A 25,222-nucleotide genomic window follows, 5' to 3' on the forward strand; every position below is an offset into this window, starting at 1 on the left:
CGCTATGACACGAGAGCGCCAGTCGTTTTACTTTGCCATAGATGTTCAGCCAATACCTAGGTTTCGGGGCCTTCCTGAGAGTCCTTGGACCAGTTCCACGAGACAGTTCCATGGGCGATTTCGACCATGAAGTCCTAAAGGTGCACAGCGTGCAGATTCCGTGGCGTCAGCCCGGTGGCAGTGCGGGATTTGGCCGCCCGCGGTGGTGGACGACGTTACCTGGGAGATACTTGATCATGATCAAGTGTTCCGTGGCCGGTGTCGTAGCGACGGCGGTCTTCCTCGGGCTCGCTGATATTCTGGCGCGGTTCTTCGCACCCTCAGCTTCACCCCTGGTGGCGCTGGGCAACACCATCGTTGAACTCTCACCTCCCGCGCTGCAAGAATTCGCGATCTCGACGTTCGGGAGCAGCAACAAGTTGGTGCTTTTCATCAGCATGGCAATTGGCGGAGCGCTCGCAGCTGCCCTGCTCGGAGTCTTGGCGGGCTGGCGCCCCAAGGTGGCTGGTGTGGTCTTCAGCGCCATCGGACTTATCTTCGTCGGCCTCGTTCTTCGCCGCCCGGATACGGGATGGGTCGATGTTGTGCCAACTGTGGTGGGTGTGGGCTTGGGACTTGCGGCGCTCACTGCGCTGGTCACCACCGCTCGCCCCCATGCCACAAGCTTTTGTGAGAACGAGCCACTCCCGGCTGCCTCCCGACGCGCATTTCTCGGGCTGGCCTCCGCAGGTACCGCAGTGGCTGCTGTCTCGCTCACCTTGGGGCGCTCGGTGCAGACCTTTGTTCAGGACGCGGCCATGGCGGTCGACCGGCTGGTTCTTCCGTCGCCGGCGGTACGAGCAGCACTCATTCCTCAGTCTGCCTCCATCGGTGTCCCGGGTGTAGCTCCCTTCATTACGGGCAACTCCGAGTTCTTCCGCATCGACACCGCCTTGATTGTCCCTGAGTTGAACCCCGAAGAGTGGACTCTTCGAATCCACGGTCTGGTGGAGAGCGAGGTTCTCATCGATATGTCTGAGCTGCTGGCCCTTCCGCTCGAGGAGCATCACATTACGCTGGCGTGTGTTTCGAACCCGGTTGGGGGTGACCTTCTGGGGACCGCCACATGGCTCGGCTATCCAGTGCGCGAGCTCCTAGCTCGGGCTGGCCCGCTGCCTGAAGCGGATATGGTGCTGTCGCGATCCTCTGACGGCTTCACTGCCTCCACTCCTTTGGAGGCTTTGACTGATGCACGCGATTCGCTGCTGGCTGTGGGCATGAACGGGGAGCCCCTTCCAACTCAGCATGGATTCCCCGCGCGGCTTGTTGTCCCAGGCCTCTACGGCTATGTTTCGGCCACCAAGTGGGTGGTGGAACTGGAAGTGACACGGTTTGATCTGGAGACCGCGTACTGGACCGATCGCGGCTGGGACGAACGTGCACCGGTTCTTGTCTCCTCCCGGATTGATGTTCCCCAAGCGTTGGAGACCCTACCTGCCGGAGACGTGGTCATCGCGGGAAGTGCTTGGGCTCAACATGTGGGGATCGAGGCCGTTGAGGTCCAAGTCGATGGCGGTGATTGGGAACCCGCAGAACTGGCCTCCGAGGTCTCGATCGACACCTGGCGTCAGTGGAGGTACGTCTTCTCCAATGCGGAGCCCGGACGGCACTGGGTCACTGTACGGGCGCGCACCGCCGACGGTGAGGTCCAGACTGGCGAACGCCAGGACCCTATACCCAATGCGGCAACTGGCCGCCACCGGATCGACTTCGGGGTCGAGTGATACTGTGCGGTCGATCGGCGCTCAATCCTGTTCGGCCGGTCCTTCTGCATTGGTCGAACTGAGAGCGGCGCTCCAGCTTCCGTAGAAGTTGCGTATCGAGGGGCCGGACGGAATATCCGTCCGCCCCTGCTTGACGAGATGCTTTCTCCATTCCACGTAATGCTGGAGTTTGGTGGAGAAGTTGCCCCTGGCGGCGTCGGATTTGAATGTCCTAATGGCATTGGAGAACTGCTCCGGGGTGAACCTGGCAGACCCGAAGCCCTGCGGTGTCTGCTGTTTCGAGGTGGAGAATCCAGCCGCGCGGAGCGCCGCATTCCATGACCCCCCAGCACGCTTGAGAATCGTGGTGGCGCCGACCGGCCAGATCTGCTTCCCTTTGCTGGAAAGGATGGCGTGCTTCGCGATGAACTCGCTTCTGATCTCCGCGTACCGCTTGGCTGAGATCGTGAGCCCCGGGTTCCGTTCGAGACTCTGCTGGCCGGCTCGCACCGCTTCCTGCACAAGCGGGATCAGGTGGGGGGTGTCTTGATTGGTGAGCATCGCGCTCACGCTGTCCATCATGTCGGCGGACAGTTCCGGCGGCGGTTCGGCAGTGTGCTGAGACTGCCCCACCGCAAAGAGAAGGCTTGCGTGCAGCGCGCTGTCCGGTACCAGAGGAGCGACCATGAGACTACGGACCGAACTCATTCGGATGCGGGCTGCGTCGACCGGATTCGCCACGGTCGAGGGCCTCCACATCGGCCATATCTTCTGCGGAAAGTTCAAAGTTCAACACATTCAGATTCTCCGTCATGCGGGCTGGTGTGTCGGTCTTTGGAATCACGATGTCACCGCGTTGCAGGTGCCAGCGCAGCACCACTTGGGCAGGAGTCCTGCCGTGCCTTTCTGCGATGCCCCTGATCACAGGCTCGCTGAGCTCGGTGCCCTTGCCCAGCGGACTCCAGGCTTCAACGGCGATTCCGTGCGCTTTGCTGAACTCACGCAGCTCATTATTGGCGAAGTGGGGGTGGGCCTCGATCTGGTTGACCGCCGGGACCACGTCAGTGGCGTCAATGATGCGCTCCAGATGCTCCGGTTGGAAGTTTGACACCCCGATGGCGGAGGCGCGGCCCGCATCCCGAAGCTCGACCATCGCCTTCCACGTATCAACATAGTCGATGTCGAGGAACGGCATGGGCCAGTGGATCAGGAACAGGTCCACCGTCTCGAGACCCAACCGGTCCAACGACTCCTTGAACGTGCGGTGCACATCCGGTGGAGCATGAAACTCGTTGTTGAGCTTGGTCGTGATGAAGACCTCATCACGCGGCACGGCTGAATCGCGCAAGCCGCGACCCACGGCTTCCTCATTGCGATACATCTGAGCGGTGTCCACTGCGCGGTAGCCCGCCTGAAGAGCCGCTGAGACTGACTCGGCCGGAGCCTTCAGAGCAGAGGTGCCGAACCCGACCCGAGGAATCTGGTGACCCGAATTGAGCTCAAGAGTTGATGTCATAGTGACTACTCTAAAGGCAGGCCACCAGCCCGAAGCTCAGGACTCCATTGGCAGCAGTGGGCTCTGCGGAGGTGGATCTGAGGGCAGTCGGCCATAGGTGTGGACATCGATGCGTTCCCCATTGATGAGGAGCTTGCGCCGTTCTGTGCCTTCCCGGACAAACCCGGCTGCCCGTGCGACGGCGCCGGAAGCAGGGTTGTTGGCCCGGTGTCCCAGCTCCAGACGTTCGAATCCACCGCCTGCGCGCTCGTGACTGGTCAGGGCCCAGTTTGCAACGGTCGCTGCGGCAGCCGAGCAGAGACCCCGGTTGCGAACCTGCGGGTGAGCCCAGTAGAAGAACCAACCCAGTCGATGCTGGGTGGCTGCGTTGATGCCGACAACTCCCATGCACCCGTGCTCGATCTCGAGAGCGAAACCGTGATTTCCCTCCTCTGCATCGGTGAGAAACTCGATATAGGTGCGCGCCGACTTCAGATCGGTAACCTCCCCCTGCAGCGCCATCTCAGGAGAGTCTGCCCGGAAACCGGCCAGCACATCAGCGGCGTCGTCAATCCTCAGACGCCGGATGTGGGGGGAGCTCACCGTCCCAGCCTATCTCTTGGAATGACTGTGCCGGTCGTGGTGTTGGCCCAGATATGCGTGCAATGGCTTACAAGGAATACGGCGAACCGAACACCCTCCAGCTAATGGATCTGCCCACCCCGAAAGTTTCTCCCGGAGAGGTGCTGATCCGTGCTGAACGGGCCTCCATCAACCCGGTGGACTGGAAGCTGATGAGTGGTGCCCTGGATCCCATGATGGATACGTTCTTTCCCGTGATACCCGGGTGGGACGTCTATGGCGTGGTGGAGGAGGTCGGGCCCGATGTTCCCGAATTCTCCGCGGGGGACCGGGTCGCCAGCTATGCGCGGAAGGACTTTGTCCAGGGCGGCACATACGCCGAATATGTGTCCGTGCCGGCGACTTCAGTGGCGCATGTGCCGGAGACGGTCAGTGCGGACACAGCCGCTGGACTGCCGCTGACCGGACTGACGGCACTGCGCTGCCTGCAGACACTCAGCGTGACTGAGAGCGACACGGTCCTCATTCATGCCGCTTCCGGCGGAGTGGGTCGCTTGGCGTCCCAGCTGGCACGCGAGCTCGGTGCACGAGTAATCGGCACTGCTTCCGAGGCAAACCATCAGCGCCTCCGTGATTGGGGCGTGGAGCCGGTGGCCTACGGCGACGGACTTGTCGACCGTGTCCGTGAGCTCGCTCCTGAGGGAGTGACAACTGTGGTGGACTGTGTTGGTGAGGTCCTGGAGCAGACTTTGGCGGTCCTGACCGAAGGGGGCCGGCATGTGTCAATCGCGGATCCCAGTGTGTTGGAGCAGCAGGGACGTTGGGTCTGGGTGCGGCCCGACGGCGCCCGGCTGGAGAGCCTCTTAGAGCGCGTCGCTGACGGGCGCCTGACAGTTGACATTGACACCGTCTACCCACTCGAGAAAGCCGCCGAGGCGATGCAGCACAATCAGCGCGGCGCCTCCGGCAAAATCGTCCTGGACCTCACAGCCTGAGGCCTGCGGGCTCAGCACTCGACGACGTTGACGGCGAGGCCTCCGAGGGCCGTCTCCTTGTACTTGTGAGACATGTCTTTGCCGGTTTCGCGCATAGTGTTAATGACGTCGTCGAGAGTGACCCGATGGTCGCCGTCTCCCATCAGAGCCATCCGCGCGGCGTTGACCGCCTTCGTCGCGCCGATGGCGTTGCGCTCGATGCAGGGGACCTGGACCAGTCCCGAGATGGGATCGCAGGTGAGTCCCAGATTGTGCTCCATGGCAATCTCTGCGGCATTCTCCACCTGCGCGGGGGTCCCGCCGAGGACTTCGCACAGACCGGCTGCAGCCATCGAAGAGGCCGAACCGACCTCTCCCTGACACCCCACCTCCGCGCCGGAGATGGAGGCCTGCTCCTTGTAGAGCACGCCCACTGCGGCGGCGGTGAGTATATAGGTCGTCACAATCTCCCGCCGTTTCGCCTGATCGGCGAACGTGGCGCCGGGGCCGTAGTGAGTGGCGTAGAAGCCAACCGCCGGAATGATGCCGGCGGCGCCATTGGTGGGCGCGGTGACCACCCGTCCGCCTGAGGCGTTCTCCTCGTTGACCGCTAGGGCCACTAAATTCACCCACTCCTGCCAGTAGGCGTAAGAGCGTTCCGGGTCGTCCTGCCAGAGTTTGGCGTGCCAGGCCGGCGAACGCCGCCGCACGTTCAGCCCGCCGGGCAGCGGGCCTTCCCGATCCAGTGCCGAGTCTTTGCAGGCCTCCATCACCTCCCAGAGGTGCCAGATCCCATCGGAGATCTCCTCTTCGGTGCGCTGAGCACGTTCGTTAGAGAGCATCACCTCAGAGATCGGAAGCCCAGAATCTCGGCAGTGTGCCATGAGCTGGGCGGAGGTGCGGAAGGGATAGGGAACTGAGGCATCGGCCTCAGCGAGTTCAGCGGCAGGGGAGTCGGAGTCAGCGACCACGAACCCTCCACCGACGGAGTAATAGGTCTCTTCGGCCAGCAGCTCATCACCAGAGTCGACCGCGCGCAGGATCATGGCATTGGAGTGCCGCTCCAGATGAGTCAGTGGACGTTGAATAAAGTCTTCCACGCGCAGGGTGACATCCGCGCGCTGACCCAGTTGAGCGGCTACCTGCACCGTGCCTGAGGCTTCAATGGCAGCTTTGCGCTCATCCACCTCCTGCGGAAGGATCTCGTCGGCGGCCCAGCCTTCCAACCCCAACAAGACTGCATCGAACGTGCCGTGACCTGCGCCGGTGGCTGAAAGCGATCCGAGCAGCTCGACTTGGATTCCGCCCAGCTGTTCGATGTTCGGGACAACGTGTTCGGCAACGAAGCGACGGGCAGCACGCATCGGTCCCACAGTATGCGAGGACGAGGGGCCCACACCGACGCTGAAGAGGTCGAACACGCTGATCATGCACCCAGCCTACGCTCTACGGGTTAGGCCCTGTAGCGGCCGGGCCTGTGGTTGAAAGCAAGGATGAGGTTCATGATGACGGCGCCCGCTGCAGAGAGCAGCACATTCTCCGGGGTGAGAACCGTGAAGGCGAGCAGAATCACTGTGACGTCCAGACTCATCTGCACGTAGCCGCCGCGAAGGTTGAATTGTTCCTGGGCGATGAGCGCCAGTATGTTGAACCCTCCTAAAGAGCTTCCGTGCCGAAACACGATGAGCAGTGCGACGCCGATGAGCACGTTTCCGGCGAAGACTCCAAAGACCGGGTTCATGTCTGGGACTGGCATGAACTGCTCGCAGACGGCAGCGAAGACGGAGACGACGCCCACCGACAAAGCGGTGCGCAGAGTGAATCTCCACCCTTTGCGCCACATCGCCAGTCCGAAGAAGGGAACGTTGACTAGGAAGAAGAGTGCCCCCAGATTCAACGGAGTGCCAAAGGTCAGCAGCAGTGCCAGTCCTGCAGTGCCACCGCTGACGGCTTCGGACTGTTCCAGCAGATATAGGCCTAAGGCGGCCATGAAGGTGCCGGTGAGCACTCCCAGCACGTCTTCGGCGGCGGTGTGGGGGAGGACGTGTCCCGCCAGTGGCTGGAGATTCGCGGCCTGATCGTCTGAATCGCCTCGACCGCGGGGTGCTGCGGGACCGGGCTGTGAGTCTGGGGTGGACATGCGCAACAGCGTACTTCCGATGTGTTTCGGGAACGTTGACCGTCCGGGCAGGCATAGGGCTCCTGAGTCTCCGGGATGGGGCGCTGTCAGGCTTAACTGGGCGCTCTTGCGTCGTTGATGGTTTTCATCTATATTTCGGTGACTCTCCCAGGGGCCGGTTCTCGAAACCGGCAACGCTGGGGGGACCAGTCGTTATTGCCCGAGTCGTATGTGAGATGCGCGGCGGTAGTTCGGAGGTGAACTATGGGTTGGAATACGGACCACATGGGCTGGTGGCCCATGGTCTGGGGTTGGTTCTTCTTGGCGCTGATCGTGCTCGGGATCGTGGTGCTGGTAGTGGCCCTCGTCAGGATCCTAGGTGACCGACCTCAACACCCAGGTGCTCGCCCGCTGGGTCGCAGTCGAGCTCGGGAACTGTTAGATGAGCGGTACGCCCGCGGTGAGATCGAGACCGCTGAGTATGAGGAGCGCCGCCAGCGTTTGGAGAATGAGACCTGACTCATGAGACCCATCAGTCGGCGGGAGGCGCTTGGGCTGGCGGGCTTGGGGGGCCTGAGTGTCGTCGTTGGGGGAGTTGGTTTATCCCGCAGTCAACCACCCTGGCGAGGCCTCGCCGACGGCCGAGATGACACCTTGGTCGAACCTGAGGTGCTGCGCAGCCGGGAGGGACGGCTGAGTGTAGAGCTCGTGGCCGACCACCGTGAGGTGCGCATCGCGGGACGGCGAGCTCGACTGTTGACCTATAATTCCTCCGTGCCGGGCCAGACTTGGAGGGTGCGGCCGGGCGACCGGATCGAGGTGCGGTTGCTCAACGAGTTGGACACCCCGACCAACCTGCACACCCATGGCTTGGAAGTCTCCCCTCGTGATGACGGGGATAACCCCTTCCTTTCCATCGAACCCGGTCAGAGTTTCGACTACCGTTTCGATCTCCCAGAAGACCATCCACCGGGAGTCTTCTGGTACCACCCCCACCGGCACGGCACCGTCGCCGACCAACTATTCGGCGGTCTCTACGGAGCGATCATTGTCGACGGTGACGAGGTGCCAGTCAGCCGGGAGCGAATGCTGGTCGTCTCGGACCTCTCCCTGGATGAAGATGGACAGGTCGCCCCAGTATCGGCCTCGGAGGTGATGATGGGGCGGGAGGGGGACCTTCTGCTTATCAACGGACAGCATCAGCCGCAGCTGGCAGCGCGTCCTGGACAGCGGGAACGCTGGCGAGTGATCAACGCGTGCACCTCCCGCTACTTGCGGCTGGCTGTTAGCGGGCAGCTGATGGAGCTGCTGGGCATCGACCGCAGCCAGGAAGCGGCTCCGCGCGAGGTCGAGGAGGTGACCCTTGCGCCGGGGAACCGCGCGGATTTGTTAGTCACCATGCGCGCGGGCACCACTCAGCTGCGCACTCTGAGTTATGACCGCGGCGGGATGGGCGGGATGGGCGGGATGGGCAGGATGGGCAGGATGGGCGGCGGGGGTCTGTCTGAGGCGGCCACTTTGGCCTCGCTGACAGTCACCGGAGACACGGCGACGGCGGCCCCTCCTGTGCCTGACCGGCCGCCAGTTCCTGATCTGCGCGACCAGCCAGTCGCCGTGCAGCGGGAAATCACATTCACCATGAGTATGGGAGCGATGATGAGCCCTCGCCGGTCCATGATGGATCTCGGGTTTGACGGGCGCAGCTTTGATCCGGACAGGATCGACCAGGAGGTGAGCCTCGGAACGGTGGAAGAGTGGGTGATCAGCAACCCGACCCCCATGGACCATCCGTTCCACCTGCATGTGTGGCCGATGCAGCTTATCGAGCGAGCTGGACAGTCGGTAAATGACCCGACATGGCGCGACGTTGTCAATGTACCCGCGCAGGGCCGAGTAAGAGTCTTGGTGGACTTCGCCCGGCATCCCGGGCGCAGTGTCTACCACTGTCACATCCTTGACCATGAGGATTCCGGCATGATGGCCAGCGTCGAAGTTAGTTGAGCTGACTGCCACGCAGAAGACCGCGTCATGTCACCTGTCAGGGCCCAGGACATGGAAGACGCGTGCAGAAGCAGTGAGGAGGGCTTCTGCACGCGTCGCGCTTCCCATCGCGCACTCATATTAGAACACGTATTCTACGGTTGCGCAAGGTCAACCAGGGCAAAATCGAAGATGCATTCGAGTCAAGGTTTCTGTGAGGAAACTGTCAGAATTAACATTCGAAACCCATTGCCTAGCATTGCGTCAGACGCAGTAAATTGCCTCATCGGCGTCGGATCAGATGGGCGGCGGTGAGTGACCGGCTCGCGCTGAGGAGATCTTCGGGAGGCCCCGAAAAAATCACCTGGCCGCCATCATGCCCAGCGCCAGGACCGATGTCGATCACCCAGTCAGCTCTGGAGATAACATCCGGGTGGTGCTCAATGACGATCACGCTACGCCCCAAGTCGACGATCGTCTCCAACATGGAGATCATCCGTTCGGTGTCGGCCAGGTGAAGCCCTGACGTTGGCTCATCCAGGATGAGCACCTCAGCTTCCGAACCGATTTCGATGGCGAGTTTGATGCGCTGGCGTTCACCGCCGGAGAGGGTGCTCAGCGGCTGGCCTAGAGTGAGGTAGCCCAGTCCGACGTCGCGGAGTCTGTTGAGAACGCTGACAGCTGCCGGCAACGCGGCCTCCGCACCTCCGGTGCCTTCGCCGCTGAAGAACTCGAGGGCCTGTTGGACCGGCGTGGCGAGGACATCGGCGATGTTCAAACCGCCCAGAGTGTATTCGAGAACTGAGGGCTGGAACCGCTTACCCTGACACTCTTCGCACACTGTGGATATCCCCGCGATGATTCCGAGGTCCTGGTAAACGACTCCTGCGCCGCTGCAGTTCGGGCATGCGCCCTCGGAATTGGCGCTGAAGAGGGCTGGTCGAACGCCATTTGCTTTTGCGAACGCTTTGCGGATCGGATCCAGAAGCCCGGTGTAGGTGGCGGGGTTGGACCTGCGCGAGCCTCTGATGGGAGCTTGATCGACCACTACGACACCTTCACGCTCCGCCAGGGAGCCGTGAATCAGCGAGCTCTTACCCGAGCCGGCAACTCCGCTGACAGCAACGAAGACTCCCTGCGGGATGTCGATGTCAACGTTCCGCAGGTTGTTCCTCGTGGCGCCGCGGATCCGAATCATGCCAGTGGCGGGGCGTGGCCGCTGCTTAATTGGCTGTCGCGCCTCGAGGTGATCACCGGTGGCGGTGCCGGAGGTGCGCAATCCAGCGAAGTCACCGTTGTAGACGATTTCTCCACCCCACTTTCCGGCGGCTGGACCCATGTCGACGATGCGATCGGCGACGGCCATGACGTCTGGGTCGTGTTCGACCACCAGTACAGTGTTTCCTTTGTCCCGCAATTTGAGCAGCAGGTCGTTCATCCGCTCGACATCGTGGGGGTGCAGACCGATGGTGGGTTCGTCGAAGACGTACGTGACGTCAGTCAGAGAGGACCCGAGATGACGGATCATTTTGATCCGCTGAGCCTCCCCTCCGGAGAGTGTGCCGGCGGAACGCTCCAGGGTGAGGTATCCCAGACCGAGGGCCGTGAAGTGCCGAAGAACGTCACCGAGGGCTGTCAGCAGCGGCTCGGCGCCGCGGAGGTGCCCAGCTCCCGCGTCGAGTTCATTGATCCACGAGGCGAGGTCGCTGATCTGCATGGCGCAGAGTTCGGCAATGTTATTGCCTGCGATCCGGGAGGCCAGTGTCTTCTGGGCGAGACGCGTGCCGGTGCATTCAGGGCACCGGGTGAATGTTACGGCGCGGTCGACGAAAGCCCGGATATGTGGCTGCATGCCTTCGCGGTCCTTCGTCAAGAAGGACCTTTTCACTGAGGGGACCAGTCCCTGGAAAGTCATATTGGCCCCGCCGATCTTCACCTTGCCCGGTTCGCGGTAGTAAAGATCATGCCGTTCCTGTGCGGTGTACTCCATGACCGGTTTGTCGGGGTCAAAGAACCCCGAATCGGTGTAGAACCGGACGGACCAACCCCCAGCTTTGTAACCGGGAATGGTGATTGCGCCCTGGCTGAGGGACTTAGTCTCATCCACCAGTTGAGTGATGTCGATGGCGTTGATTTGGCCTCTGCCCTGACAACGCAGGCACATGCCGCCGGTGATGCTGAAACCTGCGGCCTTCTGGGTTCCGTCGCCCTTCGTGAGCGTTCCGCTGCCCGACGCTGAGGCGACATTGAAGGAATAGGCTTGGGGCGAGCCGATCTGCGGCTCTGCGAACCTGCTGAAGAGCGTGCGCAGCATGGAGTTCACGTCAGTGACAGTCCCCACCGTTGATCGGGGATTGGGTGACATGCGTTCCTGATCAATGATGATGGCGGCGGTCAGCCCCTCCAATGACTCCACTTCGGGTCTGGGCATAGAGGGCATGAACCCCTGAATGAACGCGTCGTAGGTCTCATTGATCAGTCTTCGTGATTCGGCGGCAATGGTCCCGAAAACCAGGGAGGACTTGCCGGATCCTGAGACGCCGGTGAAGACCGTGAGCTGTCGCTTGGGAATGTCCACGTTGATGCTGCGCAGGTTGTTCTTCCGGGCACCGCGGATGCGTATGTATTCGTGCCCCGAATCTCGCGTTGAGCCTACCGAGAGGACATCGCCTTCGAGGTCACTCATCACCACTCCGATTTCGCCGCTGCACCTGGCACTATTCTTGCAGGTTATTCACGGCGTGGAACCGCTGTGCGGACGGCGGTGGATCAGCGGGCGTGGACTTCGAGCATCTCGTCCCACCGGGTGGTGTAGCGCGGGCTCATCATCTCACGGCGCATCTCCCACTCGGCTGCTGAGCGTAGGCCTCCACGGCCGATGCCGATGGAGTCCGTCCCGGATCTCTCCCGCACCCGCTGCAGCAGCGGACCGAGACCGCGGTCCTGCTGAGTTTCCGCGAAGAGGTCAAACGCGGGCTGGGCGCCGGATGGGGAGAGACCTGTGAGGGTGATTCCGGCCTTCGTATACCGGGTGCCCTCAACGATGCGCGGCAGCAGAGCCTGGGCGGCGCGTGTCAGAAGAACAGGGTCGTTGCTCGGAGCCGGCAGCGACAGCGTCGCGGAGGGCGATTCCTGCTTCACCGCATTGAACCGGGAAGTCATGGCCCAGGATGTCAGTGTTTGGGCCACGGTATCGCGCGAGTTCAATCGGGTGCACGCCCGCTGTGCATAACTGGCCAGCACCTGTGCCATAGTCTCCCGTGTGCTCACTGGGGTGGAGAACGATCTGCTGAAGACCAGGGAGTCACGGAACTCGCGCTCTTCTTCAAGCTGGATGCATGGTTGGCCGCGCAGTTCCAGCACTGTGCGCATAATGGTGACCCCGAACCTCCGGCGCATTTCCTGTGCGTCAGCGTCGCGAAGTGCTGCGGCAGTGTCCACCCCGACAGCAGCCAACTTCTTTGAAGTGCGCGGGCCCACGCCCCAAACCTGCTGGACCGGCAGTCGGTTCATCACCCACTCGAGGTAGCCTCGGTCGAGATCGTCCCAGACACAGACGCCGCGCATCTCAGGAACACGCTTCGCTGCTAGGTTGGCCAGCTTGGCAAGAGTCTTGGTCCGCCCCAGCCCGATCCCCACCGGCAGGCTCAGCCGGTCAGCAATGTTCCGCCGGAGTTCTCGCGCCCACACTCCGGCTCGTTGCAGGGGACCACCGAATGCGGCGAAGGCTTCGTCGATACTGTACTTCTCCACCTCGTGCGAGTGTTCTCCGATGATCTGCAGAAAGCGGTGGCTCATGTCTCCGTAGAGTTCGTAGTTGCTGGACCGAGCTATGATGCCGCGCTCCCTAGCGGTGGGAGCCAGTTTGAACCAGGGTGTACCTACGTCGATGCCCAGCCTCTTGGCTTCGGAGCTCATGGCCACAGCGCAGCCATCGTTGTTCGACAGCACGACCACCGGTCGACCGGCCAACGGGGGGTCGAAAGCCCGCTCGCAGCTGACGTAGAAGCTGTTGACGTCGACCAACGCCAGAAGATTCCCGCTCATCGAAGACTGTGCAGGCACATGTACGCCACACCCCAGATCGACAGCTCCGAAAGCTCCGGCACGTCAATGTCCGGATAGTCCGGATTTGCCGCGGCCAGCACCACCCCCGTCCCGGTCAGACGCAATCGCTTGACGGTGAACTGGCCATCCAGCACCGCGATCACGACATCTCCGTCTCTGGGTCTGGTGCCCTTGTGGATCAAGAGCTGATCACCATCGCTGATGCCGGCTTCGAGCATGGAGTCCCCGCTCACCCGGGCAATGAAGGTTGCTGGGGGATCGTAGACCAAATGATCCTGCAGATTGATGCTCTCGTGCACGAAGTCCAGGGCGGGGGATGGAAAGCCAGCCTGCACCGAAGTGGGCAGCACGGGCACCTCCAGAGAGGGTCCCCTCACCGGAACGGCACGAAGGTCACAGATGCTCACTAAGCCAGTATGAGTCGAACATACATTCGAACGCAAGGGGTAGTTGCTGAGGGCGAGCGTGTCCAGCATCTCAAGCCTGCGGGGGTACCTGCATCTTGGGAGAATCGCCCCGGCGCACGGCCCAGAAGCCGAGGCCTACGAGACCAGCGATCAGCAGGAGCAGCCCTCCGGTGCCGATGTTCAGGCCGAAGCCATGGATCGCCAGGAAAGCAACCGATCCGGCGGCAATGCAGTAGTAGAGGGTGATCCACACCGTCTTGCGCATGATGTCACCCTCCCGGTTGAAGAGCCCGACCGTCGCGGAGGCCGCCACAATATTGTGGATGGCAATCGGGTTACCGCCGGCGCCGCCCGCCGCCTGCGCTGCGACCACCGTCTCCGGACTGACACCGATCGTGTCCGCCGTCGACCACTGGAACTGAGCGAAGGTCAAATTGGCCAACGTGTTGGACCCGGCGACGAAGGCGCCCACAGCGCCGATGAACGGAGCGAAGAACGGCCACGTGTCACCGGCGACGTTCGCCACGCCCTGGGCGAGAACCACCGGCATGGACTCCAAGCCGGATTCGTTGATGCCGGACTGGATGAGCACTCTGACCATGGGCACGGCGAACAGCAGGGCGACTGCAGTCGCGGCGATCTGTTTGCCAGAAACCTTCCACGTGGTAGCGATCTGCCTGCCGCTCATCCGGTAGATGAGGTAGGAGATCACCGAGACGAAGATCAGGACGAAACCGGGGGAGTAGAACAAGTCCACATTCGCCTCGATGCCTTCCACGCCCAAGATGTCAGTGAACGCAAGGCGCGTGACTCCGGGGGTGGTGAGGAACTCTGTGACCGGCTCGATGAGGCGGGTCAGCACCAGCAGGGCCGCGAGGATCACATAGGGAGACCAGGCGCGGACCATCGTCATCTTTGGGGCCTCACCGCTCTCTTTGACATCGCCTGGGGCGATCCGGCCCATCCAACGCTCTTCCCACGTGGCACGTGGCCCGAAGTCGAAGTTCTCCTTAGGCATCAGGAAGCCCTTTGAGGAGGTGAACATCACCAGGGTGAGGCCGACCAGCCCGCCGATCAGCGAAGGGAACTCGGGGCCGAGGAGGTAGGCCACAGTCACCGAAGGGATCGTCATAGCGAGAGAGGCGTAGATTGCGAACGGCCATACCTTCAGGCCCAGCGCGAAGTTTCGCTTCTCACCGAAGAACCCGGTGAGCAGACAAACCAGAATCAGGGGTATGAGGATGCCCACGGCCATGTGGATCAGCGCCGTCTGGAAGCCGATATTGGCGACGTACTCGGAATAGTCCATCCCAAGTCCATCGATGCGTTCTGGTACTCCTGGCAGGGTTTCACCCAGACCGTTGCCGATACCGACGAGGATGGGGGTGCCCACCGCGCCGAAGCTCACCGGGGTGGATTGGATGATCAGACCCACGGCCACCGCTGCCATAGCGGGAAAGCCCATCGCGAGCAGCAGGGGGGCCACGATCGCCGCGGGGGTGCCGAAGCCCGAGGCGCCCTCGATGAAGCTGCCGAAGAGCCAGCCAATGATGATCGCTTGGATGCGCCGGTCCGGGGAGATGTAGTTAAAGCCTCCCTTGATGCGGTCCATGGCACCGGACAGAGTGACTGTGGAGAGCAGCAGCAGGGCTCCGAAGACGATGTACAGCAGAGTTCCGGCCACGATGAGGCCCTCTATAGAAGCCGCCGCCAGTGCCGTGGGCTCCATCTCCCACACGAGCCAGGCGATGACCAAGGCCACCACGTAGCTGAGCGGCATTGCGTATTTCGCAGGCCACCTAAAACCCGCTAAGAGGATCCCTGCCAGAAGAATAGGTGCGATGGCCAAGATGCCGAGGAGCGCCAAGTTATCCACCCTGATAACGTCCTTTCAATGGGCGAGTTTATTGTGCGGCCGAACTGCGCGTGCACATCACAACCACGAGTGTGACACACCACACAATCATTCAGGGAAGAATTTTCGCATTGCGGACTCTTAGCGTCCTACCCTTCCGAAAAGGCTGGCCAGCGGCGCGACGATCACGGGTCGGGTAGCCAGCGCCGCGCCGATGATGACCACCAGGGACAGCACAAACAGCCAAAATCCAGCCCAATTGGTGGCGTCTTGGCCGGTATAGATTTGATTGAGATTTCGCAATGCACCGGTGGCGAAGACGAGAATCACATGTAAGAGGATGAACGTCGTGAAATAGATCATGACCGGAAAATGCACTGCACGCGCCCATTCGACTGGAAACGCCTTATTCAGGTTGTGCTTATCGTCAGGCCAAAGCCCGGACATTCGCACTCCGGTGGCGATCGCCAGAGGCGCAGCAACAAAAATTGTGAAGAAGTACGCCAACTCCTGTGCACTGTTGTAGTGGGCCCAGTCACCGGCGGTGGGCCAATCCAGTGAGACATACTGCAACGCCGCGGAGACCGCATTGGGAAAGACCTCCCAACTGGTGGGTACCACTCGGGACCAGTAGCCGGTCACTGCGAGAAGGACCACGAATACCACTCCGTTGAGGACCCAGAGAAGGTCCAGCGCATTATGTGTCCAGATGGTGAGGCTGATTCGGCGCTTCCTGCCCCACTTGGGGGTCCAGTAGGCCTCCGGTTTGGTCTCACGCCGAATTTGAATGCCGGTCTTGATGATCAGCACCATCAGGAATGCATTGAAGAAGTGCGCCCAATTCAGCCACCACGGATAGCCACCCGGGGCGTCGGGCTGCTCGTACTGGCCCGGGTAGCGGCTGAGGAAGCTGCGTCCGGTGTCGGTGCCTAGGAACCATTGCACAGTGAGAACCAGAACTGCCGCCAGAATAATGACGCCGCCGATGCCCGCGGCAGCCCATACGGGGATTCTGCTGCGTCTGCGTGGCGGCGTGCCGGGTCGCTCGGTCGGCGGGGTCTCAGTACGGGTCCGCTCCGCAGTCGAGGCGGCGGGCTCTGGTGCCGCCGAGGCACCTGGTTCAGAGCGGGGCTCGGGAGTCGAGGCCTGGCTGGGTGATGGGCCGCTGCCCAGTCCGGCACGGCGACGCGGAGCCGCTGACGCAGTGGGGGCTGGTGGCTCCGAACTCTTCGTCTCCGGGGCATTCGGCGTTGCGGTACTCGGCTCAGCGGCATTCGAAGACGGAGCATCGGCCGTGCGCGGGAGCCCGCCGCGGCGTCGTGCCGGAGCTGAGGATTCGTCCTGCGGCACCTCAACCTCTGTCGGTGTCGGTGTCGGTGTCGGTGCAGACGCTGGCGCTTCTGCCTCGGTTCTCGGGAGGCCACGCCTGCGGCGCCCAGAGTCTCCGCTCACGAATTCTGGCCCTTGAGCGTTTCGATCAGCTGCGGCACCACCTCAAAAACATCACCGACGATTCCCATGTCGGCGATGTCGAAGATCGGCGCCTCAGGGTCCTTATTGATGGCCACCACGGTCTTGGCTGTCTGCATGCCGGCCAAGTGCTGCACGGCACCAGAGATTCCCAACGCAATGTAGAGGTCTGGGGCCACTGTCACCCCGGTCTGGCCCACCTGGAGTGAATGCGGTGCATAGCCGGCGTCCACAGCTGCTCGTGAAGCACCGAGACCTGCTCCGAGCGCGTCGGCCAATTGCTCCGCCAGGGCGAAGCCCTCCGCGGACCCCAACCCCCGTCCGCCGGAAACCACTGTGGGTGCCCCGCGGAGATCCGGGCGAGTCGAGGCCTCAGCCGAAGCCGAGAATTCCGTGATCGATGCAGCATGAGGGGACAGTTCGCCGAGCTCCACCCGATGAATCTCAGGTGTCACGGCCTGGCCCCGGTGGTCCACCGCACCCTCCCGCAGTGTGACGATGAGAGTTCCGTGAGTGGTGGCTGATTCAGTGGTAAAAGTCGAACCGTATACCGAGTGATGGGCGACGATGCCTTCCTCGTCGCGATGGACTCCCACCACATCGGCAGCGATTGCGCTGTGTGTGCGCACCGAGAGCCTGGCTGCGAGGTCCCGTCCGTCGATGTCGTTGGGCACAAGGACCGCCTCGGGGCTGACGCTTTCCCATGCGGTGGTGAAGACATTCACCGTGGGTTCCGTCAACGTAGTGCCCACCGCCTCGTGCTCTGCCACGTACACGGTGGCAGCACCAAGCTCACCTGCCGATTCTGCAGCGGCCTGGGACACACCGGGTGTGGTGACGATGACGCCCACGGGGGTGCCGAGCTGAGCCGCCGCCCCCAGCAGCTCAGCTGCCGATCCCATCAGCTCGCCGGAGGGGAGGACGGGAAGGTAGGTCAGAATTTTTTGTTCAGCCATGTCTCACACCAGCTTCTTTTCAGTGAGGTACTCCGCCAGCTTCTTGCCGGCGTCACCCTCGTCATTGATCTTTTCTCCTGCTGTGCGGGCCGGCGATTCCGTCACCGACAGCATGATCGAACGTGGGACGTCTGCGGCCGGATCAATTCCCAGATCGGCCAAGGTGTAGGTTTCCAGCGGCTTCTTCTTCGCAGCCATGATTCCCTTGAATCCCGGGAACCTGGCGTCGGGCAGCCGTTCGGTGACCGAGACCACCGCGGGAAGCTGGGCCTCCACGGTGAGGGTTCCGCCGTAGGACTCGCGTTGCCCGGTGACCGTGGAGTCGGTGATGGCCAGTGTGTCCAGGCTCGTGGCATGGGCTGCGCCCATCCGCTCCGCGATCATGGTGGGTATCACGCCACCAGTGCCGTCGGAGGACACATCCCCTGAGATCACCAGGTCACAGCCGATGCGTTGCAGCACCGCGGCCAGCACCTCCGCGCTCAGTGTCATATCTGCACCGGAAAGTTCCGGGTCCAGCACGTGGTGGGCGGAGTCGGCTCCCATCGCCAAGGTCTTGCGCAACGTGGCCTCCGCCGATTCTGGCCCCATAGTGACTAGGGCAACTTCGACGCCCTCGGCCGATTCTGCATGAGAGACTGCGGCCTCGACCGCCCTGCTGGTGATTTCATCGAGCACCTTGTCACTGGCTTGGCGGTCCGCCAGCCCAGTGGTCAGGTTCAACCGGCGCTCGCCGTAGCTGTCGGGGACTTCTTTTACCAGGACAGCAATTCTCATGCCGCACCTCCCACCGGTGCAGCTCCCAGCGCCTCGAGTACGGCATCGGCGACCTTTGCGTCCTCGGCGGGGGGCCCACCGGCCACACCCAGGCCGCCGACCACGACACCGTCGAACATCAGCGGCACGCCGCCGGGGATTCGGGTCAGCAGCCCTCCGGTGCCGTTTTCCATCGCGGTGGCGAGTTCGGCCGGCACCGCGGCGGAGGGCTTCCGGGTTGAGGCGGCTGTTTGGGCTTTGCGTCGGGAGGTCTCCACGCTGTGTGGGGTCATGCCATCAGCTCTGCCGTAGGCCACCAGCCCCAGCGCGGGGTCCACGACGGTTGCGCACAGCTTCAGACCGCGCTCAGCACCAATTTCAATTGTGTGCCTGACAGCTTCTGCGGCGGTGGTGTAGGTAACAGCGGGAATGGTCGTGTAGTCAGCCATTTTCTCTCCTTCAGGACTTCAGCACGGCGGGGTCGAGGACCGCGCCGGGGTTCAGGACGTTCTGCGGGTCCAAAGCCATTTTGATGCGGTGGTTGAGGTCCAGAGCATCCTCGCCGATATACCCTGCCAGCCACGGCCGCTTGAGGCGACCGACCCCGTGTTCTCCCGTGATGGTACCCCCCAGCTCCACAGCAAGGTCCATCACCTCGCCGTAGGCGATGTGCGCGCGTTCCTTCTGGTCGAGATCGGCTGGGTCGAAGACCAGCAGGGGGTGGGTGTTGCCGTCCCCGGCGTGGGCGATCACCGCGATGACGATGTCGCGCCGTTGAGCGATCTGCTCAATTCCACGCACTAGGTCGCCCAACTTCGGAAGCGGTACTCCCACGTCTTCCAGCAGCAGGGAGCCCTTCTGCTCCACGGCCGGTATCGCCATCCGGCGGGCCACCACAAAGGCTTCACCCTCGTCAGGATCAGTGGTCGAAAAGACTTCGTCGGCCTGATGCTCCTGACAGAGGGCCTCGATCTGGGCGATCTCCTTGGCTGCAAACTCGGCTGGTTCGTCGGACTGCACGACCAGCATGGCCGCAGCGTCTCGGTCTAACCCCATCCGGGTGGCATCTTCGACTGCATTGATGGTGGGGCGGTCCATGAACTCCAGCATGGATGGCCGCATGGAGGATGAGATCGCAAGGATTGCCTCGGTGGACGCATCGAGTGACTTGAACGTGGCCACCAGAGTGGTTGGAGGCCGTTGTGCGGGAATCAGTCGGAGGGTAATCTCGGTCACCACGCCCAGCGTGCCCTCCGAGCCGATGAACAGTTTCGTGAGGTCAAGCCCGGCCACGTCCTTCAGGCGAGGTCCGCCCAGTGCCACCGAACGTCCGTCAGCCAGCACTACGTTCAGACCGAGGACATAGTCTGTGGTCACCCCATACTTCACACAGCACAGGCCGCCGGCATTAGTGGCGATATTTCCTCCGATGGAGCAGAAGTCGTAGGAGGAAGGGTCCGGCGGGTACCACAGGCCGTGCTCGGCAGCAGCAGCCTTTACTTCAGAGTTGAAGGCGCCGGGCTGCACCACGGCGGTCCGCGTCAACGGGTCGACAGTGATCTCCCTCATCCGCTCCATAGACAGCACAATCCCGCCTTCGACCGCGGTCGACCCCCCGGAGAGCCCCGAGCCGGCCCCGCGGGGCACTACCGCAATGCCGCGTTCGGCGGCGTACCGCACCACGGTCTGAACATCTGAGGTGGACTCTGCACGGACCACGGCGAGCGGAGTCCCGGCGTCTGGGTCGTATGCGCGGTCCCAACGGTAGCTCTCCATAGTGGCCGGCTCCGTGATCACACGGCCTTCGGGGAGTGCGGAAACTAGTTCTTCACACGACATATCGGAGACTCCTCGCTCAGGTATTGGTGACAGCGGTGTGGCCCGCGACCGGGTTGCTGACGTGGTGTTTACGAAAGGTACCACCGTGCCCTGTGTCACAACGTCACCGAGTCTGCATACCGGACTTCATGGGCATAAACTGTCTGAGGATCTTTTCACCCCGAGTCTGACGGAACCACGGAGCACAATGGCCGACGAGCACGCCCCTGTACCTCACCCCCTCGACGAAACCGCCGTCGAGCAGTGTGTCAATCAGGCCATCGCCGCGTTCGATGAGGCCGAAACCATTGAGGAGCTGAAAGCTGCCCGGCTTGCCCACACGGGGGACAAGTCGCCGATTGTGCTTGCCAACCGTCAGATCAAGGACCTGGACAAGAATCAGAAGAAAGAGGCCGGCAAACTCCTTGGTACGGCCCGCGGCCGAATTCAGAAGGCACTCGGTCTCCGCACCGAGGTGCTGGAAGCGGAGCACGCAGCCAAGATGCTGGTGGAGGAGGCGGTGGATATCACCGCTGCGCCGCCTCGTCGTCCGTTGGGATCCCGTCATCCCATCACCCGGTTGCAGGAAAAAGTGGTGGACGTCTTCACAGCCATGGGCTGGGAGGTAGCCGAAGGACCGGAACTGGAGTCGGAGTGGTTCAACTTCGATGCGCTGAACTTCGCCCCCGATCACCCCGCACGTGAAATGCAGGACACCTTCTTCGTGGAGCCCGCCGAGGCTCACCTTGTGCTGCGCACTCACACCTCCCCGGTGCAGATCAGGGCGCTGCTGGACCGAACGCTGCCGGTGTATGTGCTGGCGCCGGGCAAAGTGTTCCGTACAGATGAGTTGGACGCCACCCACCTGCCAGCTTTCCACCAGTTTGAGGGGCTGGCCGTGGACAGGGGCCTGACCATGGCTGACCTCAAGGGAACCTTGGAGCACTTTGCCCGGCAGATGTTCGGTCCCGAGGCTGCCATTCGTCTGCGCCCCAGCTACTTCCCGTTCACCGAGCCCTCAGCGGAGATGGACGTATGGCACCCTGGAGCGAAGGGCGGTCCCCAGTGGATCGAATGGGGAGGATGCGGGATGATCAACCCCAACGTCCTCGCTGCGGCCGGAATCAAGGACCCTGAGTACACCGGCTTTGCCTTCGGAATGGGCGTGGAGCGGACTTTGATGTTCCGCAACGATGTGCCAGATATGCGCGACATGATCGAGGGCGATGTTCGCTTCAGCGCCCAATTCGGAATGGAGGTCTGAGCGGCGTGCGTATTCCCCTGTCTTGGATTCGTGAGTACACCCAGTTTCCGGCCGACGGAACGGCTGAGGACCTGATGGCTGATTTGGTCCGCGTAGGTCTGGAAGAGGAAGAGGTGCACACCGGCGAACTGTCGGGGCCGATCGTGGTGGGTGAGGTGTTGGAGAAGCACCCCGAGCCCCAAAGCAACGGCAAGACCATCAACTGGTGCCGGGTTCGAGTGGTGCCTGAGGGCCAGTCACAGACCCTGACGGGAGAAGGAATCGATCCCTCCGGTGTGCAGGGTGTGGTCTGTGGAGCACACAACTTCGAGGTCGGCGACAAAGTGGTCGTGACCCTCCCCGGAGCCGTGCTGCCCGGTGACTTCCGCATTGCAGCTCGCAAGACTTATGGTCACGTCTCGGCGGGGATGATCGCCTCCGTCAAGGAGCTGGGGATTGGTGAGGACCACGCTGGGATCCTCGTGCTGAGCACACTGGGACTGGACCCCGAGCCAGGAGCTGACGCTCTGGACCTGCTGGGGCTCAGTGACTCGGCCGCGGAGATCAACGTGACACCGGACCGCGGTTATGCCTTCTCCATTCGTGGCGTGGCCCGGGAGTACAGCCACGCCACCGGAACCGCATTCACGGATCCGGCGGAGCTGGTCACCCTGCCGGCTCGTGCCCGGGCGGGCCATCCAGTGGTCCTCAAGGACGAGGCCCCGATCTACGACACCCCAGGTTGCGACAGCTTCGTGGCTCGGACAGTGACAGGAGTCGACGCCGCAGCGCCGACCCCACCGTGGATGGCCGCTCGCTTGCGACTGGCGGGACTTCGACCCATCAGCATCGCCGTGGACATCTCCAACTACGTCATGTGGGAGCTCGGTCAGCCCCTGCATTTCTACGATGCTGAGAAGCTCACCGGTGCTATCGAGGTGCGCAGAGCTGCGCCGGGGGAAACGCTGACCACCCTTGACGACAAACAGCGGACTCTCAACACTGAAGACTTGGTGATAGCCGACGGCAGCGGCGCCATCGGCCTTGCGGGGGTCATGGGTGGGGCCAGCACGGAGGTGACAGCGCAGACATCGACGGTGCTGATCGAGTCCGCGCACTTCGATCCCATCACGGTCAGCCGGACACGGCGGAGGCACAAACTTCCCTCCGAGGCAGCCAAGCGCAACGAACGCGGTGTCGACCCTCTGTTGCCGGCGGTCGCTGCTCAGCGTGCTGTGGATTTGCTGATCCAGCTTGCCGGTGGTGCCGAGACCGGAGAGGTCACGCAGGTCGGGAATCCCCTCACTCCGGCGCCCATATCCCTGGATCCGACCCTGCCGGAGCGGATCGTCGGCGTGCCGTTCGGTGTCCAACAGGTCACCGAGACGCTGACCGACGTGGGCTGCTCCATCGAGGCTCAGGAGACCGGGATGCTGAGGGCCACGCCCCCCAGCTGGCGCCCGGACCTGACTATCCCAGAGTCCCTGGTCGAGGAGATCGCGCGGCTGGTCGGTTATGACACCATCCCCTCCAGACTGCCTGTGGCACCTGCCGGTCGGGGACTCACGGAGGCGCAGCAGCGTCGTCGTACCGTGTTCACTGGACTGGCGGCTGCCGGGTACACCGAGGTGCTGACTTACCCTTTCTACTCCGAGGAGGCCAACCAGCTCTTTGGGCGCGCGGATGAGACGGATGTGCTGCCGATGGTGCGGCTGGCAAACCCTATCGCCAGCCAGTTTCCCACGCTGCGAACCACCCTGCTGCCCGGCATTCTCGATGCCCTGCGCCGCAACGTCTCCCGCGGTTTCAACGATGTGGCGCTATTCGAGGCGGGCTCGGTTTTCCTGCCCGACGAGGGGCTGGGCAGCCGAGAGATCCCCGGTCTGGGCTTCTATCCCGGCGATGAGGTGGTGGCGCAGCTACAGGCTGGTATTCCTCACCAGCCGCATCACCTGGCGGTGGCGGTGGCAGGTCGGGAGCCCGGTGAGATCATCGGGCAGCCTGGCCGTGCACGCGATTGGGCGGACGCAGTGGAGGCAGCGCGCAAGGTCGCTCGGCTGCTTGGAGTAGAGATAGAGATCGTTCAGGGGACGCATCAGGCGTTCCACCCGGGTCGCACCGCGCACCTACTCTTGAAGGGTGAGCCGATTGGTCACGCAGGTGAGCTGCATCCGAAGATTGTCGAGGAACAGGATCTTCCGGCGCGCACCAGTGTTATGGAGCTGAACGTGGGAACCCTCATCGATGCCGCCGTGGGCCAGACCATCGCTCAGCCGCTTTCCACATTCCCGCCGACCACCCAGGACGTCGCACTGGTCGTGGAGCAGCCAGTCACTGCTGGGGAGTTGCGCCAAACTCTGATGGAGGGCGCTGGGGAGCTGCTGGAGCACGTCCAACTCTTCGACATCTACTCAGGCGAGGGCATCGAAGAGGGCAAGAAGTCCATGGCGTTCGCGCTCCGGTTCCGCGCCGCTGACCGGACGCTGACCGCGGAGGAGGCCTCTGCGGCCCGCACCGGTGCGGTGGATTTGGCCAGCGATCGGCACGGAGCCCAGCAGCGCGGCTGAGCACTGAAGTGTCGCAGCGGAAGTCAGGGGTTACTGGGATCTCACTTGCCTAAAGCATGCTGATATCCCAATAACCCCCTGACAATCGGAAGTGGTTACGGGACCAAGAGCAGCTTGCCCGTGGTCCGGCGCCCTTCAAGATCATCGTGGGCGCGGCCAGCCTCAGCCAATGGGTAGGTGCCGCCGATCTCGAGCTTCAGATCCCCGGACGTCAGGGCACCGAAGAGCTCGGTGAACCGCCAGGTGCGTTCTTCCGCATTGCGCAGGTACCAGGGAACTGACGGCCGGGTGATGTAGAGCCCGCCGCGCTTGTTGAGGTCCTGCAGGTCGTAGGGCGGAACCTGCCCGGAGGCCCCGCCGAAGAGGACCATAGTACCGCGGACCGCCAGTGAGTCTAGCGAGCCGAGGAATGTATCCTTGCCGACACCGTCATAGACCACGGAGACACCCTCACCGTTGGTGATGTCGCGAACCTTCTCGGCGAAGCCCTGGTACTCCAGCACATAGTCGGCGCCGGCGGCTTCAGCAATCTTCGCCTTGTCCGGGGTGGAAGTCGTGGTGATCACGCGGGCACCTCGGGCCTTGAGCAGCTGGGTGAGTATCTGACCCACGCCGCCTGCGCCAGCGTGGGTGAGCACAGTCTGTCCGGGGGCCACTCGGTAGGTGGAGTTGATCAGGTAGTGAGCTGTTACGCCTTGCAGTGGCAGGGCCGCTGCCTGCTGATCGGACACATCGTCCGGCACTAGTACGGCTTTGGCTGCGTCTACCAGAAAGTGCGTGGAGTACGTCCCGGACCCTTCTGCGGTGGCGATCCTCTGCCCAGTGTTGAAACCTTCGACGTTCTCACCCATGGCCACGACTTCGCCAGAGCCCTCCGCCCCGGGAACAAAGGGATAATTCACCGGGTAGACCCCTGATCGCTGGTATGTCTCAATGAAGTTCACCCCCGCCGCGGCGGTCTTCACCAACAGCTGTCCCGGTCCCGGTGCCGGGGCGGGCACCTCCACGGTCTCTAGGACGTCGGAGCCGCCTGCCTCCCGGGCGCGAGTCACTGTGGCGGCATCTGGAAGGTCTTCTTCGAACATTGTCGGTTCACTCATCCCACGAGGGTACCGGAGCGTTGCTCTTCAGCGGAACGCGAGAGCCTGTTGCATAAATATTGGTAACTCTGCATAAAACCGCATAGGATG

At 62.6% G+C, this 25,222-nt stretch carries 22 protein-coding genes; 7 read left to right on the forward strand and 15 right to left on the reverse strand.

Annotation, left to right across the window (positions count from 1 at the left end; translation table 11 throughout):
- Positions 1 to 236: 236 nt before the first annotated feature.
- On the forward strand, positions 237 to 1,763 hold the full coding sequence (locus D3250_RS08840) for a molybdopterin-dependent oxidoreductase (RefSeq protein WP_119902954.1): 1,527 nt from the start codon (positions 237 to 239) through the stop codon (positions 1,761 to 1,763).
- Positions 1,764 to 1,784: 21 nt separating this feature from the next.
- On the opposite strand, the gene D3250_RS08845 is transcribed toward D3250_RS08840, so the two are convergent.
- From D3250_RS08845 to D3250_RS08855, 3 genes are read right to left on the reverse strand one after another with little or no spacing between them, the layout of a single operon-like run.
- Complete coding sequence (locus D3250_RS08845) at positions 1,785 to 2,483, reverse strand: hypothetical protein (RefSeq protein ID WP_147383514.1); 699 nt, start codon at positions 2,481 to 2,483, stop codon at positions 1,785 to 1,787.
- A complete protein-coding gene (locus tag D3250_RS08850; RefSeq protein ID WP_119902956.1) occupies positions 2,434 to 3,258 on the reverse strand; it encodes an aldo/keto reductase in 825 nt (274 codons plus the stop codon). The genes D3250_RS08845 and D3250_RS08850 overlap by 50 nt, the downstream gene beginning before the upstream one ends.
- 36 nt (positions 3,259 to 3,294) lie before the next feature.
- On the reverse strand, positions 3,295 to 3,840 hold the full coding sequence (locus tag D3250_RS08855) for a GNAT family N-acetyltransferase (RefSeq protein WP_119902957.1): 546 nt from the start codon (positions 3,838 to 3,840) through the stop codon (positions 3,295 to 3,297).
- A gap of 53 nt (positions 3,841 to 3,893) precedes the next feature.
- Between D3250_RS08855 and D3250_RS08860 the strand changes: the two genes are divergently transcribed.
- On the forward strand, positions 3,894 to 4,814 hold the full coding sequence (locus D3250_RS08860) for an NADP-dependent oxidoreductase (RefSeq protein ID WP_119902958.1): 921 nt from the start codon (positions 3,894 to 3,896) through the stop codon (positions 4,812 to 4,814).
- Positions 4,815 to 4,825: 11 nt separating this feature from the next.
- Here the strand turns inward: D3250_RS08860 and D3250_RS08865 are convergent, their stop codons facing one another.
- The gene (locus D3250_RS08865) at positions 4,826 to 6,223 is read right to left on the reverse strand and encodes an L-serine ammonia-lyase (protein WP_119902959.1); all 1,398 of its coding nucleotides are present in this window, start codon (positions 6,221 to 6,223) and stop codon (positions 4,826 to 4,828) included.
- 23 nt (positions 6,224 to 6,246) lie between these two features.
- Positions 6,247 to 6,939 (reverse strand): YitT family protein, encoded by a 693-nt coding sequence (locus D3250_RS08870; RefSeq protein ID WP_438830135.1) that lies wholly within the window; start codon positions 6,937 to 6,939, stop codon positions 6,247 to 6,249.
- 237 nt (positions 6,940 to 7,176) lie between these two features.
- Between D3250_RS08870 and D3250_RS08875 the strand changes: the two genes are divergently transcribed.
- Together D3250_RS08875 and D3250_RS08880 are read left to right on the forward strand one after the other, a co-directional pair.
- Complete coding sequence (locus D3250_RS08875; RefSeq protein WP_119902961.1) at positions 7,177 to 7,431, forward strand: DUF4381 family protein; 255 nt, start codon at positions 7,177 to 7,179, stop codon at positions 7,429 to 7,431.
- Positions 7,432 to 7,434: 3 nt separating this feature from the next.
- Entirely contained in the window at positions 7,435 to 8,913 is a 1,479-nt protein-coding gene (locus D3250_RS08880) for a multicopper oxidase family protein (RefSeq protein WP_119902962.1), read from the forward strand.
- Between the two features lie 262 nt (positions 8,914 to 9,175).
- Here the strand turns inward: D3250_RS08880 and D3250_RS08885 are convergent, their stop codons facing one another.
- The 5 genes from D3250_RS08885 to D3250_RS12035 form a co-directional block, all read right to left on the reverse strand.
- Positions 9,176 to 11,578, reverse strand: a complete 2,403-nt coding sequence (locus D3250_RS08885) for an ATP-binding cassette domain-containing protein (protein WP_119902963.1) — start codon at positions 11,576 to 11,578, stop codon at positions 9,176 to 9,178.
- Positions 11,579 to 11,661: 83 nt separating this feature from the next.
- The gene (locus D3250_RS08890; protein ID WP_119902964.1) at positions 11,662 to 12,939 is read right to left on the reverse strand and encodes a Y-family DNA polymerase; all 1,278 of its coding nucleotides are present in this window, start codon (positions 12,937 to 12,939) and stop codon (positions 11,662 to 11,664) included.
- Entirely contained in the window at positions 12,936 to 13,367 is a 432-nt protein-coding gene (locus tag D3250_RS08895; protein WP_225973240.1) for a LexA family protein, read from the reverse strand. Before D3250_RS08895 ends, D3250_RS08890 begins: the two co-directional genes overlap by 4 nt.
- Positions 13,368 to 13,437: 70 nt before the next feature.
- Positions 13,438 to 15,243: an L-lactate permease gene (locus tag D3250_RS08900; protein WP_119902966.1), complete on the reverse strand. Its 1,806-nt coding sequence runs from the start codon at positions 15,241 to 15,243 to the stop codon at positions 13,438 to 13,440.
- 120 nt (positions 15,244 to 15,363) lie between these two features.
- Positions 15,364 to 16,167, reverse strand: coding sequence for a cytochrome b/b6 domain-containing protein (locus D3250_RS12035; protein ID WP_225973241.1), 804 nt, complete (start codon positions 16,165 to 16,167; stop codon positions 15,364 to 15,366).
- Position 16,168: 1 nt separating this feature from the next.
- Between D3250_RS12035 and D3250_RS12040 the strand changes: the two genes are divergently transcribed.
- The gene (locus tag D3250_RS12040; RefSeq protein ID WP_225973242.1) at positions 16,169 to 16,690 is read left to right on the forward strand and encodes a hypothetical protein; all 522 of its coding nucleotides are present in this window, start codon (positions 16,169 to 16,171) and stop codon (positions 16,688 to 16,690) included.
- Here D3250_RS12040 and D3250_RS11865 read toward each other — a convergent pair.
- From D3250_RS11865 to D3250_RS08925, 4 genes are read right to left on the reverse strand one after another with little or no spacing between them, the layout of a single operon-like run.
- On the reverse strand, positions 16,671 to 17,648 hold the full coding sequence (locus tag D3250_RS11865; RefSeq protein WP_119902968.1) for an electron transfer flavoprotein subunit alpha/FixB family protein: 978 nt from the start codon (positions 17,646 to 17,648) through the stop codon (positions 16,671 to 16,673). The two genes, D3250_RS12040 and D3250_RS11865, sit on opposite strands and share 20 nt — an antisense overlap.
- Before the next feature lie 3 nt (positions 17,649 to 17,651).
- On the reverse strand, positions 17,652 to 18,425 hold the full coding sequence (locus D3250_RS11870; protein ID WP_119902969.1) for an electron transfer flavoprotein subunit beta/FixA family protein: 774 nt from the start codon (positions 18,423 to 18,425) through the stop codon (positions 17,652 to 17,654).
- Positions 18,422 to 18,853 carry a GlcG/HbpS family heme-binding protein gene (locus D3250_RS08920; RefSeq protein WP_119902970.1) on the reverse strand — a complete coding sequence of 144 codons (432 nt, stop codon included), beginning with the start codon at positions 18,851 to 18,853 and terminating at the stop codon, positions 18,422 to 18,424. Before D3250_RS08920 ends, D3250_RS11870 begins: the two co-directional genes overlap by 4 nt.
- A gap of 10 nt (positions 18,854 to 18,863) precedes the next feature.
- The gene (locus D3250_RS08925; RefSeq protein WP_119902971.1) at positions 18,864 to 20,243 is read right to left on the reverse strand and encodes an FAD-binding oxidoreductase; all 1,380 of its coding nucleotides are present in this window, start codon (positions 20,241 to 20,243) and stop codon (positions 18,864 to 18,866) included.
- Between the two features lie 187 nt (positions 20,244 to 20,430).
- On the opposite strand from D3250_RS08925, the gene pheS reads away from it, so the two are divergent.
- Entirely contained in the window at positions 20,431 to 21,486 is a 1,056-nt protein-coding gene (gene pheS, locus D3250_RS08930; protein ID WP_119902972.1) for a phenylalanine--tRNA ligase subunit alpha, read from the forward strand.
- A 5-nt stretch (positions 21,487 to 21,491) separates the two neighbouring features.
- Positions 21,492 to 24,032, forward strand: a complete 2,541-nt coding sequence (pheT, locus tag D3250_RS08935) for a phenylalanine--tRNA ligase subunit beta (protein WP_119902973.1) — start codon at positions 21,492 to 21,494, stop codon at positions 24,030 to 24,032.
- Between the two features lie 95 nt (positions 24,033 to 24,127).
- Here the strand turns inward: pheT and D3250_RS08940 are convergent, their stop codons facing one another.
- Positions 24,128 to 25,132, reverse strand: coding sequence for a quinone oxidoreductase family protein (locus D3250_RS08940; RefSeq protein ID WP_119902974.1), 1,005 nt, complete (start codon positions 25,130 to 25,132; stop codon positions 24,128 to 24,130).
- Positions 25,133 to 25,222: the final 90 nt, after the last annotated feature.

Origin of the sequence: Nesterenkonia natronophila, from assembly GCF_003595215.1 — a bacterium.
GTDB lineage: Bacteria > Actinomycetota > Actinomycetes > Actinomycetales > Micrococcaceae > Nesterenkonia > Nesterenkonia natronophila.